The following is a 14,539-nucleotide window of genomic DNA, read 5'->3' on the forward strand; positions in this document are numbered from 1 at the left end:
GGTGCAGTCCTCCCATGCCCTGCTTCTTCTGGATGTTCGCAAGCCGGAGATGGTCTCCGGTTTGAGGAACTGAAGGACTACTATCATGACCAATATCGCAATCCTCACCGGCCGCATCGCTCGCGATCCGGACACCCGCGAGACCAAGGGCGGCACCAATGTCACCGGGATCACCGTCGTCACCGATCGCCCCGCTCGCGACAAGGACGGCAAGACCTACAAGGACGAGAACGGCTACACCGCCAAGGAAAGCGAGTTCCACCGGGTGACCTGCTTCAACGGCCTCGCCAAGACCGTCGGCCAGTACTGCTCCAAAGGCCAGCTGGTAAGTGTCCAGGGCCGCATCCACTACACCCAGTGGGAGGACAAGGACGGGGTCACGCGCTACGGCACCGAGATCCTCGCCGACAAGGTCGACTTCCTCTCCCGCGGCAATGGCTCGGGTGACGACAACGACAACACCGACGCTCCCGAGATCGACTGACATCGATCCCGGTCGTCCCCTTACGAAGAGGCTCTGCCGGAAACGGCAGGGCCTTTTTGCTGTTCACCTGTCCTTTCGCTCGATCTGTTCTCCCTGGGTCAGACAGGCTTTGCCCAGATGGCCAGATCCATGCTGGCAGCGCTCATTCGAAGCCGTCGTTTGTGGTGTACTGGATTGGCCTGGCTTTACCGCACTTCCAGCATGATGGTCCTGCGCCGCCCGCATCAAGGACGACAGGGGCCCCACCATTTTGCCCGCCACCGGATTGCATCCGGCACCGGACAAAATCGTCACCCCCTGCGCCGCTTCGCGGTCGCCCGTGTGGGCGATCCTGTGACCCGGCCTGCCCAGGCCCATCCGCCGACCTCCTGTCGTCTCGCGACAGATTTCAGGAGGATTATCATGACCTATTTCACAACATGGACACTGCCCTCGCGCAACTATTTCGAGGCTCTGGCGACCGCCGAACAACGGGCCTTGCACAGCTTCTTCGACCAGCATGTCATCGAGGATGACGAGCTTGGATACCGCGCGGTCGACGAAGGGGACTACAACGCGCTGCCCCCGCATCTTGCGATGCGGGTCGTTCATACCGTCCATGGCGGAATGCTCGACGAATTCTGAGGCATTCGGCAGGGCAGGGACCGGCAGCGGTTCCTGCCCTTTTTTCGTGCCTCTTATGGGCTGAACTACAGGGTCAAGTTTCGATCCAGCAGCAATCGGCGGTTCTCCAAACATCGGCTTGGCCAACTGGCGATCGGGATAAATGGAGCGGGGCTGGGGACGCATTCTGTCCCGCGCATCTGGCGATGCGCTCCTGAGGGTGCGGCGTTACGTGTTTTGGGGCCCCGCATGCACTTGCGACCCGGCAGCGGGTCGGGCGAGCGGGAAGCTACGGCCGCGACAGGCCCCGCTTGCCTTGCTTCCCACAGGCCCTTGGCCGCTGCCTCTATCGCAGGTGCGGTTCCTTGCTCTGGGCTTTCGGCGATCCGGCCGAAAGCCTGCCGGGCGGCGCAATAGCGTCGGGCCCTGCACGGATGCCGCCCTTCCTCGATCCTGCCGCGCTCATGATCGGTAGGGGCGACAAATCCGAACGCACCATTGTGTCGCTCCCCCCATCGCCAAGGCATGCGCCATCACCCTCCGCAATCAGCGGCAGTTAGCCGCAGCCACCCAAGCCTCGTGGAGCTCATACAATGCCCGCCGTCCCCGATCCGGTCCGCCCCCGTTACCTGCGCACCCCCGATGCCGCGGTGCATCTGGGGCTTTCGCCGCGCACGCTCGAGAAGCACAGATGCTATGGAACAGGGCCGGTATACCACAAGCTCGGCGGCCGCATCGTTTACCGGCCCGAAGATCTCGACGCCTGGGCCGAGCAGGGCCTGCGCCGTTCGACCAGCGATCCGGGCAAGGGCGTTGTCCATCCTGCCAAGCGGATCGACGGCTACACCGGTCCGGTCCGGCGCTGAGGCGGTATGATGCGCTCCTTGAGGACATCGGACGGCGAGGCCGGACAGCTCGACCTGTTCGTCGGCGCGGGCAGCGACATCGCTGCGCGCGATGCCCAGGACCTGATGGCCTGGCCTTTCTTCAGCCTCGCCAAGACGAAGCGGGTGCAGCCGATCGACTTTCGTATGGGCGAGGTCGCCATTCTGGTCGAAGCGACCGCCGAGCATGGAATGGCCACGATCTGGGATGCCGATGTGCTGATCTGGGTAGCCAGCCAGATCGTCGAGGCGCGCGATGCCGGCAAAGCCACCTCGCGCCTGATCGCTGCGACGCCCCATGAAATCTTGACCTTCACCCGGCGCGGAACCGGAAAAGCAGGCTACGAGCGCCTGAAGGCCGCGCTCGATCGCTTGCAGTCGACCAGCATCGCCACCTCGATCCGGCAGGCCGGGGCGCGGCGGCGGAGACGATTTTCCTGGATCAACGAATGGCGCGAACGGCTCGACGACAACGGGCGCGCGCTCGGCATCGAAATGATCGTGCCGGACTGGCTCTACGAGGGCGTGCTCGATCGTGAGCTCGTCCTGACCATCGACCCGGCCTATTTCGCGCTTACCGGCGGTCTTGAGCGCTGGCTCTATCGCATCGTACGCAAGCATGGCGGGAAGCAGAAGGGCGGGTGGAGTTTCGACATTTCGCACCTGCATTTGAAGTCCGGCGCGCTCTCGCCATTGAAGCGTTTCGCTTTCGAAGTGCGGGCCATCGTTCGCCGCCAGTCGCTCCCCGGCTACAATCTCGCTCTTGAGCACCAGTTCGGCCGCGAGCGGCTCCTGTTCGTTGCAGCGCCTGTCGATCCCTTCGCGTCCGCGCGGCGCCGTATCGGGCTGCCCCCTGTGGAAAAGGGTGCGTGATGTTCGGACTATCGGGAACCATGACGTTCGGACGATCGGGAACCCTATTCCCGGACTATCGGGAACCGGGAGCCTGCGCGACTCGCCGAAAACGCGGCGCCTGCGAAGCCCTTAACAATGCTAACAAGGAATCTTTCAGATTCCTGCTAACACAGCCACGCCTGTGCAAAAGCGCAGCGCGCGCTTCGCTTCCGCCTCCGGAACCGGTCGAGGCAGGTTCCGGTGATCCGCCACTTACGCATGTCACGCTGGTGTGGCGCGGCGGCGTGCAGGAAGACTGGCTTCGGTTCGGCAAGCCCGTTGCAGAGCGCATCCTCGATCGCCGGACGCGTATCGAAAGCTATGCTCCGGGACAGGTCTTTGCCTTGGTTCGGTGGGCTTCGAACGACTACGGGACCGTTGGCTCCACACTCACGATCGCCCAAGCCGCCGGTTTCGGCGAGCCGTTCACCACTCTGCCGCAGGTCGATCCTGGCGCGCAAATCCTGCTCTCGGTGCGAAGCTGGCCAAAGGTTCGCCAGGTCTTTGCGCTGATCGATGCGATCGAGGACGTTGGCATCGATCCCTGCGATGTAGCTCCCGACCACTGGCATCATGTCCACAACAGGCTGGCAGGGGGCATGCAAGTACGTTCCTATTCCCCTGCGCGCCATCGCGACTGGCTGCGGCGGCGAAAGCTGCAATCATGAGGCGGCGCACCGCCTTTCTGGCAGGCATGGTCGCGGCAGCGACACTGGCCAGCATCGCAATCCCGCTCTCGCGACTTTTGGTCTGGAACGTGACGGCCAGCGTGCCGGTTGGACTGTACTCAATCGGCGGAAAGACCGGTCTCCAGAGGGGCGACCGCGTCGCGATCGATCCTGCTTTCAGGCTGCAGAAATACCTCGCCTCGCGCGGCTATCTTCCTGCGGGCGTTCCGCTCATCAAGGAGGTTGCGGCGCTTGGCGGGGATACGGTCTGCCGGCGCGACCTGCTCATCGAGATCAATGGGACACCTGCGGGCTCGGCGCGTCGGCGCGACAGCCTTGGACGCGAACTGCCCGTCTGGAAAGGATGCCGGACTATCGCTGCGGATGAACTGTTCGTGATGAACAGGCGCGCCCCCGGCAGCTTCGACGGGCGTTATTTCGGCCCGGTCGCACGCGCCGATGTCATCGGGCGCGCGCGGCCCGTCTGGACCAACGAAGCGGGCGACGGGGACTATGTCTTGCTCGCCTCGCCCGCCGACTTTCCCATCCAAAACACCACTGAAGGAGACGCACAATGACCTGTATCGGCACTTTTGCAGCCACACCCGACGGCTTTGAAGGGCGGCTGCAAACCCTGACCATCGACGCACCGCTGACCCTGGTGGCCGCCGACCCCGGCGACACCGAGAACGCCCCTGACTATCGCATCATGGCAGGTGAAGGCGAGGAAACCTACGAGGTGGGTGCAGGCTGGAAACATGTCGGCGACAAGGCAGGCAGTTTTGTCACGCTCGTCATCGACGATCCGGTATTGCCTCGGCCCCTGCGCGCCAATCTGTTCAGTTCTGACGACCAGAACCATGTCCTTATATGGTCGCGCGGCGCGCGCCGCCCGGCAAAGGGCTGATTCCGTGCTCCGCCTGTATCTTCTGCAGGGACTCCTGGCCACCATGTGGGCGGCGAGTCCGGCACAGGTTTTTGCGCAATCGGAGCAGTTTGTCCGAGCTTCCCAGCGCGTCGAGATTGCAGCGCATGTCAGCGAAGCATCTCAGCAATTCGGCATTCCCGAGCAATGGATCTACGCGGTGATCCGGGCCGAAAGTGCGGGCCGGGTGCGGGCCGTTTCCAGAGCAGGAGCGATGGGTCTCATGCAGCTCATGCCCGGAACCTGGTCGCGGCAGCGCGCCCGGTTCTCGCTCGGGCAAGACCCGTTCGACCCGCGCGATAACATTCTGGCCGGCACGTCTTACCTGCGCGAAATGTATGATCGCTACGGCGCGCAAGGTTTCCTCGCTGCATACAATGCGGGTCCGGGACGCTACGAAGATTGGCTTGCCGGACGGCGTTCGCTGCCACTCGAAACACGCCTCTATGTCGCCCGGATTGCGCCGCTGTTGCAGTCCGAGCGCATGTTTGCGGCGGTGCCTTTACAAGCCGGGAATGCTCCGGCTGGCGTCTTGCAGGCGCCCCGCGCTGGGCGAGAAGAGTTGGACGAGGTGGCTATGCCCGGTCCCGCAGCGAACCCCTTCGCGCGTCCGGAACAGCCCGCGCACGATCTATTCGCGCCTGCTTCGACGGTCTCCTCCCAATGAAAGCGAGCCTCGCACCTTCGCGCAGGCATGCGTTTCCAGGCGAAACCGGGCGTATAAGCGGAGACTTACGCATCAAAAGAAAGGAGGGATGGCGAGATAAAAGCACCGCCGTCGGTCGGGGTGCAGGTGGTTGGTTTTGCGGGAGATTATGCGCCATCTCTGCTGTGCGCCTGCAGGCGCTTGGACCGAAATCCTTAGGCTTTTCAATGCTGAAAGCGCCGTCTGCCGATTTTCCTGTCTATGGCTGACGATGAAATCAACATCAGGCCGGGTCGGTCGCGAGACAGCGATGCGCGCGCCTATCGCAAGGCCGGTTCGCTGGTCGGACGCGTGCTGCAGGTTTCGCGCCGGTCAGGCTATACACCGCTCACGCGAGGCCGGGCTGGCGGCGGAACCGGACATCTGGGACGCGGCAAAAGGGCTGCGTTCCGAGGCCGCCCCCATGCTTTCCAGCGGCGGGTCATCATCAAGGCGCGCGTCGTTCGTCATGGCGGCAGCCGCTTCCGCTCTGCACCGCTCGCTCGCCACATCGCCTATCTCGAACGCGACGGCGTCACCCGTGACGGATCGGATGCCCAGATGTTCGATGCCTCGTCGGATGAGGTCGATGGCGATGCCTTCGCCGCGCGCTGCGGAGACGACCGGCATCACTTCCGCTTCATCGTGTCGCCGGAAGACGCGAGCGAGATGGCTGACCTTTGCGCTTTCACGCGCGAGCTCCTTGAAGATATGGCGAGCGACCTCGACACCAGCCTCGACTGGGTGGCGGTCGATCACTGGAATACCGACAACCCGCATGTCCATGTTCTGGTCCGCGGCGTTGCCTCGGATGGCAGGGACCTGGTGATTGATCGCTCTTATATCAGCGAAGGCATGCGGGCCCGTGCCCAGGAGCGCGTCACTATCGAACTCGGGCCGCGCAGCGAGCGCGATATTCAGCTAGCGCTTCGCCGCGAGGTCGATGCCGAGCGCTGGACCTCACTCGACCGCCGGCTGCAAAAGCAACGCGACGATCTCGGCGTGGTCGATTTGTCCCCCGAAGTCGATGCGACACGGCGCAGCAACCGCGCATTCCTTATCGGCCGCGCACGAACGCTCGAACGCATGGGATTGGCCGAGCGGATCGGGGCGGCGCGCTGGACCTTGGCCGCAGATCTCGAACCGACCTTGCGCGCGCTTGGCGAGCGCGGCGACATCATCAAGACCTTGCACAAGGCGATGAGTGGACGCGGCGCACAAGGCGCCCTTGCATCCTTAGCGCTGCATGGAGAAGACGAGAACCGCCGAGTCATCGGCAGGTTGGTCGAGCGCGGTCTCCATAACGAGCTGACAGGCGAGGCTTATGCGATCGTCGAAGGAGTGGACGGTCGCGCCCACTATCTTCGCTTCCCCGATCTTGACCAGACGAGCGATGCAGCACCCGGCGCGATCGTCGAGACAAGCGAATGGACCGACCGCAAGGGGCGGCGGCGCGAAAGCCTGCTGGTGCGCTCGGACCTGCCGCTCGAGCGGCAGATTGACGCGCGCGGGGCGACCTGGCTCGACCGGCAGCTGCTGTCGGCACGAGCCGCGTCGCTGGGAGGCGGCTTCGGCAATGAAGTCCGGAAGGCTCTTGACGAGCGCCGTGACTGGCTCGTCGATCAAAGTCTTGCGAAGCGACATGGTAGGAGCGTGACCTTGGTGCGCAACCTTCTCGGAACGCTCCGCAAGCAGGAACTGGACGCGGCAGGTAAAGCGCTGGCTGCGCGTCATGGTCGTCTGGCAAATCCGGTAACGGAAGGCGATCACATTTCCGGCATCTACCGCGAGCGCATTTCGCTGGCGTCGGGTCGCTTCGCCATGATCGATGACGGAGTGGGTTTCCAGCTCGTGCCCTGGAGGCAAGACCTCGAGCGGCATCTTGGAAAAGAAGTCGCTGGCAAGGTTAATGCACGCGGCGGTGTCGATTGGAACTTTGCGCGCTCGCGCGGGCCGGCGGTTTGATGAGCACCGGCATCTAAACGGAAATCTTGACAAACGCACCATATGATGCTTATAAACGCATCAGGAGATGCGATATGGTAAGTGCAGCGATTCAACATGCCGAAGCTCCCCCGGGGCTTCAGACCTTTGCAAGCGACGGTGATCGCAGCCGCCTCACCAGCGCTGCGGTAAAAGCCGTGCTGCGGCTCATCGAGGCTTGGGGTGCGAGCAACGCCGACGGTGCTGCACTGCTCGGCGTGTCCGAAAGCACCTGGGACCGGATGAAAGCCGGAACATGGGAGGGCTCGCTCGGTCAGGACCAGTTGACCCGCGCGTCGGCGCTGATCGGCCTGTTCAAGGGGCTGCACCTGCTGTTTGCCAACGACATGGCCGACCGCTGGCCGAAACTCGAAAACAGGGCTCCGGTCTTCGATCGCCGCTCGCCCATCCAGGCAATGATCGAAGGCGGTATTCCGCGCATGTTAGAGACTAGGCAATATATCGACGCGCTTCGTGGCGGGCTCTGAGGAGGAGGGCGAGCCGCCGCAGATCCGCGAAGCCTTCGAGCGGACGGTCCGGCTCGTTTCCAGCGCGCGTTTGCGCGAAGCGGTCATGGCTCCGCTAGCCGACAATGGTGAAGAGCTTGCGCTGCTCGCTGAAATCGAGGGGGCGACGAGTTCGCGCCTGATCGCCGGAGAGCGCGGGCTTGGCGGGCTGACAGCCGACGAGCTGGTTCACGGCGTGCCGCATGCCAGATTTATCAATGCGAGCTTCGCCTATGCCAAGCCGCGCGAGCCCAATCGCTTCAACCCCGCGAACCGCGGCGCATGGTATGCCGCGCTCGATGTCGAGACCTGCATCGCCGAGGTCGGTCATCACCTGACGCAGGCGCTCGCCGATGCCGACGATTTCGATGCCGTTGTCGAATATGGCGAGTTGATCGCCAGCATGGCGGGGGTCTTTATCGATCTGCGCGGCGTGCCTGATCACCCCGCACTCGATCCGGACAAGACGAAAGGCTATCCGGTCGGCAATGCTCTAGCGGCGCAGGCGCGCGCCGCCGGCCATAACGGGATTATCTATTCTTCGGTCCGCCATGCGGGCGGAACCTGCATCGCGGCCTTGTGGCCCAATGTCGTGCAATCGGTCGCGCAAGGGGCGATGTATCGCCTGACCTGGTCCGGCAATCCTGCCTTTGATTGGGAAGCAATCTAGCCGCTTCCCGCTTTCGCTACGCCAGCCTGCGATCACGCAGCTTCTGACTTGAATATGCGATGCAAAGCCGCCGTGCTGCCTTTCACGAAAGGAGACAGCCTTGTCGGCAACCCGGATATTGTGGGGTCAGATACTCGTCGTCTTCGCTCTCACGCTCGCAGGCGTCTGGGCGGGCACTCAGTGGACGGCATACGCGCTCGGCTATCAGGCGCAATTGGGCGCGCCGTGGTTCAGTGTTTCCGGAGCGCCTGTCTATCCGCCTTATGCCATCTTCTGGTGGTGGTTCAGCTACGAAGCCTATGCGCCGCGCATCTTCGAAACCGGCGGAATGATTGCTGCATCGGGCGGTCTCGTGTCGGTCGTGGTCGCGATCGGCATGTCGGTCTGGCGCGCCCGAGAAATCAGGAACAGCGCGACCTATGGCTCGGCGCGCTGGGCGACCCGTTCCGAAATCGCGCGCGCTGGCCTTCTGGCGGGCAAGGGCGTCATTATCGGCCAACACGCCAATCTCTATCTTCGCCACGACGGGCCAGAACATGTACTCTGTTTCGCACCGACGCGCAGCGGCAAGGGGGTCGGCCTTGTCGTGCCGACGCTGCTGACCTGGCCGCACTCGGCGATCGTCCATGACATCAAGGGCGAGAACTGGGAGCTGACCGCTGGTTTCCGGTCCAGCTTCAGCCGCACGCTTCTGTTCGATCCGACCAATGAAGCGTCGGCAGCCTATAATCCGCTGATGGAAGTGCGGCGCGGCATCAACGAGGTGCGCGACGTCCAGAACATTGCCGACGTGCTGGTCGACCCGGAAGGCTCGCTCGAACGGCGCAACCATTGGGAAAAGACCAGCCATGCGCTTCTCGTCGGGGCCATTCTGCATGTGCTTTATGCCGAGCCTGACAAGACGCTCGCCGGGGTGGCGAACTTCCTCTCCGATCCGCGCCGATCGATCGAGGCGACATTGACCGCCATGATGCACACGCCGCATCTGGGGGAAGACGGCATCCATCCGGTTGTCGCGAGCGCGGCGAGAGAATTGCTCAACAAGTCGGAGAACGAACGCTCGGGCGTGCTCTCGACCGCCATGTCGTTCCTTGGGCTGTACCGCGATCCGGTGATCGCCAGGGTCACCCGGCATTGCGAATGGCGTATCGCGGACCTGGTGGCACAGGGCCGACCGGTCACACTCTATCTCGTCGTCCCGCCCTCCGACATCAGCCGCACCAAGCCGCTCATCCGGCTCATCCTCAACCAACTCGGAAGACGCCTGACCGAGGACCTGCAGGAGGGTGCCGATCGCGAGCGGCTTCTCCTTATGCTCGACGAGTTTCCGGCCTTGGGCCGACTCGACTTTTTCGAAAGCGCGCTCGCCTTCATGGCGGGCTACGGCATCAAGGCCTTTCTGATCGCGCAGTCGTTGAACCAGATCGAGAAAGCCTACGGGCAGAACAATGCCATCCTCGACAATTGCCATGTGCGGGTGTGCTTCGCGACCAATGACGAGCGCACTGCCAAGCGCGTTTCGGAATCACTCGGGACCGCGACCGAAACCCGGGCGATGCGCAATTATGCCGGACACCGCCTCTCGCCCTGGCTTGGTCACCTGATGGTCTCGCGCTCGGAGACGGCGCGCGCTCTTCTGACCCAGGGCGAAATCATGCAGCTTCCCGATACCGACGAAATCGTGATGCTCGCAGGCGTGCATCCGATCCGTGCCAGGAAAGCGCGCTACTACCACGACCCCCGGCTCAGCAAACGGGTAGAGCGTCCACCAACGGTCCAAAAGGGCGAGTTTGCGGCGGATGAGAGCGAATGGCACGGGAGACTTGTGACCGCGCCTGCGCAATCCGCGAAATTGCTGACCGGGTCTGAAGAGTACGAGGTCGATGATCGCCAGTCCGATGGCGGGATCCGCCAATCGCCTGAATTGCCGGAATACGAGAATGGGGCGCCGCCGCCCATGGCAATTCCCAACGAATTTGAGTTTGACGACCGTACCGACGAGGATCAGGCAAACAGCAACCGCAGGATGGCCGAGCGGATGCAGGCCAATGCGCGGCGGGCTGCACTCGATCCTGGCGACGGGATCGAGCTATGAGCAAGGGCAACCGTATCAAGCACACCTTTCGCTTGCCGCCAGCCCTTTCCAGGCAACTCGCCGACTATGCCGGCCGCAAGCGCGTCTCGCAGGCTTCGGTAGTGGAGGCCGCCATTGCCTCTTTTCTCTCTCCGGATGGATCGGAACGCATGGAAGCGGCCTTCAGTCGACGCCTTGATCGCATAAGCCGACAGATCGGCAAGCTCGACTATCATATCGAGGTCGGGAACGAGGCATTCGCGCTCTACCTCAGGCGATGGCTGGCGGTGACCCCGGCCATGCCGTTTGAAGCCAATGCCGCTGCGCGTGCCGATGCAGAAAAGCGGTTCGACTTCTTCGTCGAAGCGCTCGCGCGGCGCATGGAAACGGGCAGGCATCTCGCTGACGATCTCATTCGCGCGGCTTCGGAACCAAGGCTGGGTGAGATTGAAAATCCGGACGGAGACGGCCCTGAGCCTCCGGCGTAGCCCTGACAAAGACCTTCGATAGTCCGGCAGGAAACACACATGAATAGAGCAGAGGAACGCTTTCTTTCATGCGCCGGCGCACCTGCAGGAATGCGAGGGTGCAACCATTCCAAGTGCTTGCTAAAGGTCCAGTAATGCGCACCGAACTCGATCATCTGCCTCCGCAAAAGCAACGGGAACTTGAGCGCGTGGTGCAGCTGATCTTCGAAGAATTCGATGATGCCTTTGCGCTGGCGAAGCACGAGTGGAAGAAGGCCGGTCGCATTCTCAAGGTCATTCTCTACGGCAGCTATGCCCGCGGCACCTGGGTCGACGAGCCGCATACGGCCAAGGGCTACCAGTCGGACTACGATCTGCTCATCATCGTCAACGACAAGCGGCTGGTCGACCGGGTCAAGTACTGGTCGAAGCTCGATGACCGGCTGATGCGCGAGTACGGCGTGACCAAATCGCTCAAGACGCCGGTCAATTTCATCGTCCATACGCTGCAGGAGGTGAACGACGGTCTCGCGCACGGACGCTATTTCTTCATGGATGTCGCGAAGGACGGGATCGCGCTTTACCAATCCGACGACACCGAGCTCCACACGCCGAAGCCCAAGACTGCCGGTGAGGCGCTGGCAATGGCGCAGGAGTATTTCGACGAGTGGTTCCCGACAGCGATGCAACGGTATGAGCTATCAAAGGTGGGCCGGGAGCGAGGATTCCTAAAACCTGCAGCATTCGACATGCATCAATCGGCCGAATTTCTATACCATTGCGTGCTGTTGGTCTGCACGTTCTATACACCGCATGTACATAATCTGGGTTTTCTCCGCACCCAGGCGGAGCGAATCGACCCACGCCTGACCTATGTCTGGCCGCGCGACACGCGCCGCGATCGTGCGCGCTTTGAGAAGCTGAAGGAAGCGTACGTCAAGGCTAGATACTCAAAGCATTACCGCATCACCAGCGAAGAGCTCGAATGGCTCGGAGAGCAGGTTGAGGAGCTTGGCCGGGTCGTGCACGAGATATGCTCAGACGGTCTCAAAAAGCTCAGTAATGAAATAAACCCCTAATCGATGCTCGCCTGTCGGGTCCGATCGCACTGTAGCAGATGTCTGCGTTGCGCGCCTACTTCGGTATCCGTCCGGTGAAGGCCGCAGCGTGATGCCGACCGGAGTGTAGGTCGGGTTACGCGGCGATCGCGTTCGGACGGGGCGCCCAGTTCCAGGGCAGGAGTTCGTCGAGCCGGGTGGCAGGATGATCGGCGATGCGTGCGAGGACATCAGCAAGCCATGCCTGCGGATCGACGTCGCCCAGCTTCGCGGTCTGGATCAGGGTGTAGATGATGGCGGCGCGTTGCCCGCCACGATCGGATCCGCAGAACAGCCATGCCTTGCGGCCAAGCGGGATGCAGCGCAGCGCGCGCTCGGCGGCGTTGTTGGTGAGGCAGATGCGGCCATCGTCGAGGAAGCGGGTGAACGCATCCCAGCGCTTCAGCATGTAGAAGCAGGCCTTGGTGAGGTCATGACCGCGCGATAGCTTGGCGACCTGCGCGGTAAGCCAGGTGTGGAGCTCGGCCATCAGCGGCGCGCTGAGTTCCTGACGGACTGCGAGCCGCTCGGCAGGACTCTTGCCGTTGATGCCGCGCTCGATGTCGAACAGGGCGTCGAGACGCTGCACGGCTTCGAGCGCGATCGGATAGATGCTGCCGCGCTGGCCGCGGCTCTTCTTGCGGGCTGAGCTCAGGACATCGGCGAGCTCGAAGAACTTGCGCCTCGCATGAGCAAAGCAGCCCGCTTCCAGCACGGGACCGGGGGCGCGGTCCCCGCGATAGAGATCGTTGTAGCCACTATAGGCATCGGCCTGCAGGATGCCGGACCATGCCGCGAGATGGGCTTGCGGGTGCTCGCCGCGCCGATCGCGCGAATAGTGGAACAGGGCAGCTGGAGGATCGGTGCCTGCAAAGGGACGATCATCGCGTACGTAAACCCATAATCGCGCCGTATCGGTCTTGCCCTTCGCCATGACCGGCACGGTGGTATCGTCACCGTGGATCCGGTTTGCAGCCAGAACATGCGTCTCGATGAGCTTGTAGATCGGAATCAGCGCATGGGCAGCTGCCCCGACCTGATCGGCAAGAGTCGAGAGGCTGAGCGGCACGCCTTCGCGGGCAAACCGCTCGGCCTGGCGGTTGAGGGGCTGGTGCTGTCCATACTTCTCGAACAGGAGCATCGCGAGGAAGCTGGGTCCGGCCCATCCGCGGGGCACCACATGGAAGGGCGCGGGGGCCTGCGCGATCTTCTCGCAGTCGCGGCACGAGAACTTCTCGCGCACCGTCTGGATCACCTTCCACGAGCGCGGGATCACCTCGAGTGTCTCGGTGACGTCCTCGCCGAGCTTCGAGAGCCGATCCCCACCGCATGCCGGGCAGGAACAGGGCGCAGGCACCACGACGCGCTCGCGCGGCAGATGCTCGGGGAACGGCTTCCTTGCCGGGCGCTTGCGCTCGAAGGCGGTGACCGTGGCGGTCTTGGCCGCCGCTCCCTCGGCGATCAGGTCGTCTTCGGCGGCATCAGCCTCGAGCTCTTCGAGCTGCAGCTCCATCTGGTCGAGCAGACGGCGGCTGCGTTCGGCGCTGGGGCCATACTGCTCGCGCTTGAGCTTGGCGATCTGCAGCTTGAGGTGAGCGATCAGCGCCTCGATGGCGCTCTGGTGGGCCATGGCGTTGGCAAGCTTGGCCTCTGCCTCATCGGCCTTGCGGGCCATCGCCGCCACCAGCGCCTTGAGCGCTTCAACGTCGTCCGGAAGGGGCGAAATGGCGGCTTCCATAGACCGGAGTGAATCATCATCCACCCTCTGCTGCAAGGGCAAAACACCGCCTCGCGCCGATTATCCGGCGCTCTGTGGCCGCCATGTATACTGCGGGTTGCGCCAGTCGATCCCCTCCAGCAGGCAGGCCAGCTGCGAGGGGGTCAGCGACACCGTTCCCTCAGTCGCTGAGGGCCATACGAACCGGCCCTTCTCTAGCCGCTTGGCGTAGAGCGACATGCCGATCCCGTCGTGCCAGATGATCTTGATCAGCGAGCCTGCGCGGCCACGGAACACGAACAGATCGCCGCCGTGCGGATTACGCTTGAGACCCTGCTGCACCAGCAGCGCCAGGCCCTGCATGCCCTTGCGCATATCCGTGTGGCCGAGCGCGATCCACACCCGCGCGCCCGAAGGGATCATCGCAGCCCCTTCAGCGCCGCAGCGACCAGGGCCGGCGGTGCCGCCGCGAAAATGCTCAGCCGCTTGCCGCGCGGCAGGTCGATGATCATCGCGGGGTGCTCGGCAGCGCCGGCCGCCATCACATCTTCGTCGATCACCGCTTCGGCGAACACCGGCGTCGGAAGTGCCTCGGGCAGCTCTGCTTCCCGCTCCACGCCTGCATCGAGCAACTTGCGCCGCCAGGTGTAGATCAGCGCCGAAGAAATATCGTGCCGTCGGCACACCTGGGCAACGCACGCGCCCGGCGCGAAAGCCTCGGACAGGATCTGCAGCCGCTCCTCATCGCTCCACCGCCGCCGCCGCTCCGGCCCCGAAAACACCGTCACCTGACCCATCGACCACTCCTAAGCGCGCTCACAAGAGCACGCTTAAGAGCGCTCGATACCTATCCACGCAAGGCGGCCCTCGCCGGAGGGGTAC

At 63.3% G+C, this 14,539-nt stretch carries 17 protein-coding genes; 14 read left to right on the forward strand and 3 right to left on the reverse strand.

Translation table 11 applies throughout. The annotated features are described in order from the left end of the window. Positions 1–85 precede the first annotated feature (85 nt). The 14 genes from D2V17_RS17200 to D2V17_RS17265 all read left to right on the forward strand — a co-directional run bounded on the left by D2V17_RS17200 (position 86) and on the right by D2V17_RS17265 (position 11,922). Positions 86–484, forward strand: coding sequence for a single-stranded DNA-binding protein (locus D2V17_RS17200; RefSeq protein WP_119594256.1), 399 nt, complete (start codon positions 86–88; stop codon positions 482–484). Between the two features lie 402 nt (positions 485–886). After that, the gene (locus D2V17_RS17205; RefSeq protein WP_119594258.1) at positions 887–1,108 is read left to right on the forward strand and encodes a hypothetical protein; all 222 of its coding nucleotides are present in this window, start codon (positions 887–889) and stop codon (positions 1,106–1,108) included. Positions 1,109–1,680: 572 nt separating this feature from the next. Beyond that, positions 1,681–1,953, forward strand: coding sequence for a helix-turn-helix transcriptional regulator (locus tag D2V17_RS17210; RefSeq protein WP_010240237.1), 273 nt, complete (start codon positions 1,681–1,683; stop codon positions 1,951–1,953). A 6-nt stretch (positions 1,954–1,959) separates the two neighbouring features. Next, on the forward strand, positions 1,960–2,844 hold the full coding sequence (locus D2V17_RS17215; RefSeq protein ID WP_119594260.1) for a replication initiator protein A: 885 nt from the start codon (positions 1,960–1,962) through the stop codon (positions 2,842–2,844). 20 nt (positions 2,845–2,864) lie between these two features. Continuing rightward, on the forward strand, positions 2,865–3,533 hold the full coding sequence (locus D2V17_RS17220; protein ID WP_083508413.1) for a DUF2840 domain-containing protein: 669 nt from the start codon (positions 2,865–2,867) through the stop codon (positions 3,531–3,533). Positions 3,534–3,559: 26 nt separating this feature from the next. Beyond that, positions 3,560–4,111, forward strand: coding sequence for a S26 family signal peptidase (locus tag D2V17_RS17225; protein WP_245978778.1), 552 nt, complete (start codon positions 3,560–3,562; stop codon positions 4,109–4,111). After that, a complete protein-coding gene (locus D2V17_RS17230; RefSeq protein ID WP_047822807.1) occupies positions 4,108–4,440 on the forward strand; it encodes a DUF736 domain-containing protein in 333 nt (110 codons plus the stop codon). Before D2V17_RS17225 ends, D2V17_RS17230 begins: the two co-directional genes overlap by 4 nt. Before the next feature lie 4 nt (positions 4,441–4,444). Beyond that, on the forward strand, positions 4,445–5,125 hold the full coding sequence (locus tag D2V17_RS17235; protein WP_425453654.1) for a lytic transglycosylase domain-containing protein: 681 nt from the start codon (positions 4,445–4,447) through the stop codon (positions 5,123–5,125). Between the two features lie 240 nt (positions 5,126–5,365). After that, the gene (locus D2V17_RS17240) at positions 5,366–7,108 is read left to right on the forward strand and encodes a relaxase/mobilization nuclease domain-containing protein (protein ID WP_220474149.1); all 1,743 of its coding nucleotides are present in this window, start codon (positions 5,366–5,368) and stop codon (positions 7,106–7,108) included. A 74-nt stretch (positions 7,109–7,182) separates the two neighbouring features. After that, on the forward strand, positions 7,183–7,614 hold the full coding sequence (locus tag D2V17_RS21460; protein ID WP_010240541.1) for an antitoxin Xre-like helix-turn-helix domain-containing protein: 432 nt from the start codon (positions 7,183–7,185) through the stop codon (positions 7,612–7,614). Further along, a complete protein-coding gene (locus D2V17_RS17250; protein ID WP_220474150.1) occupies positions 7,601–8,302 on the forward strand; it encodes an RES family NAD+ phosphorylase in 702 nt (233 codons plus the stop codon). The genes D2V17_RS21460 and D2V17_RS17250 overlap by 14 nt, the downstream gene beginning before the upstream one ends. Positions 8,303–8,402: 100 nt before the next feature. Beyond that, the gene (locus tag D2V17_RS17255; RefSeq protein ID WP_010240536.1) at positions 8,403–10,397 is read left to right on the forward strand and encodes a conjugal transfer protein TraG; all 1,995 of its coding nucleotides are present in this window, start codon (positions 8,403–8,405) and stop codon (positions 10,395–10,397) included. Next, entirely contained in the window at positions 10,394–10,864 is a 471-nt protein-coding gene (locus D2V17_RS17260) for a hypothetical protein (protein WP_010240533.1), read from the forward strand. Before D2V17_RS17255 ends, D2V17_RS17260 begins: the two co-directional genes overlap by 4 nt. Positions 10,865–10,998: 134 nt before the next feature. Beyond that, entirely contained in the window at positions 10,999–11,922 is a 924-nt protein-coding gene (locus D2V17_RS17265; RefSeq protein ID WP_010240530.1) for a HEPN domain-containing protein, read from the forward strand. Between the two features lie 115 nt (positions 11,923–12,037). Here the strand turns inward: D2V17_RS17265 and tnpC are convergent, their stop codons facing one another. From tnpC to tnpA, 3 genes are read right to left on the reverse strand one after another with little or no spacing between them, the layout of a single operon-like run. Further along, positions 12,038–13,678, reverse strand: coding sequence for an IS66 family transposase (tnpC, locus tag D2V17_RS17270; protein ID WP_119592683.1), 1,641 nt, complete (start codon positions 13,676–13,678; stop codon positions 12,038–12,040). Positions 13,679–13,738: 60 nt separating this feature from the next. Then, complete coding sequence (gene tnpB, locus D2V17_RS17275; protein ID WP_119592682.1) at positions 13,739–14,080, reverse strand: IS66 family insertion sequence element accessory protein TnpB; 342 nt, start codon at positions 14,078–14,080, stop codon at positions 13,739–13,741. After that, entirely contained in the window at positions 14,077–14,454 is a 378-nt protein-coding gene (gene tnpA, locus D2V17_RS17280) for an IS66-like element accessory protein TnpA (protein WP_066843951.1), read from the reverse strand. Before tnpA ends, tnpB begins: the two co-directional genes overlap by 4 nt. Between the last annotated feature and the right edge of the window lie 85 nt (positions 14,455–14,539).

The organism is Aurantiacibacter xanthus (genome assembly GCF_003584015.1).
GTDB lineage: Bacteria > Pseudomonadota > Alphaproteobacteria > Sphingomonadales > Sphingomonadaceae > Alteraurantiacibacter > Alteraurantiacibacter xanthus.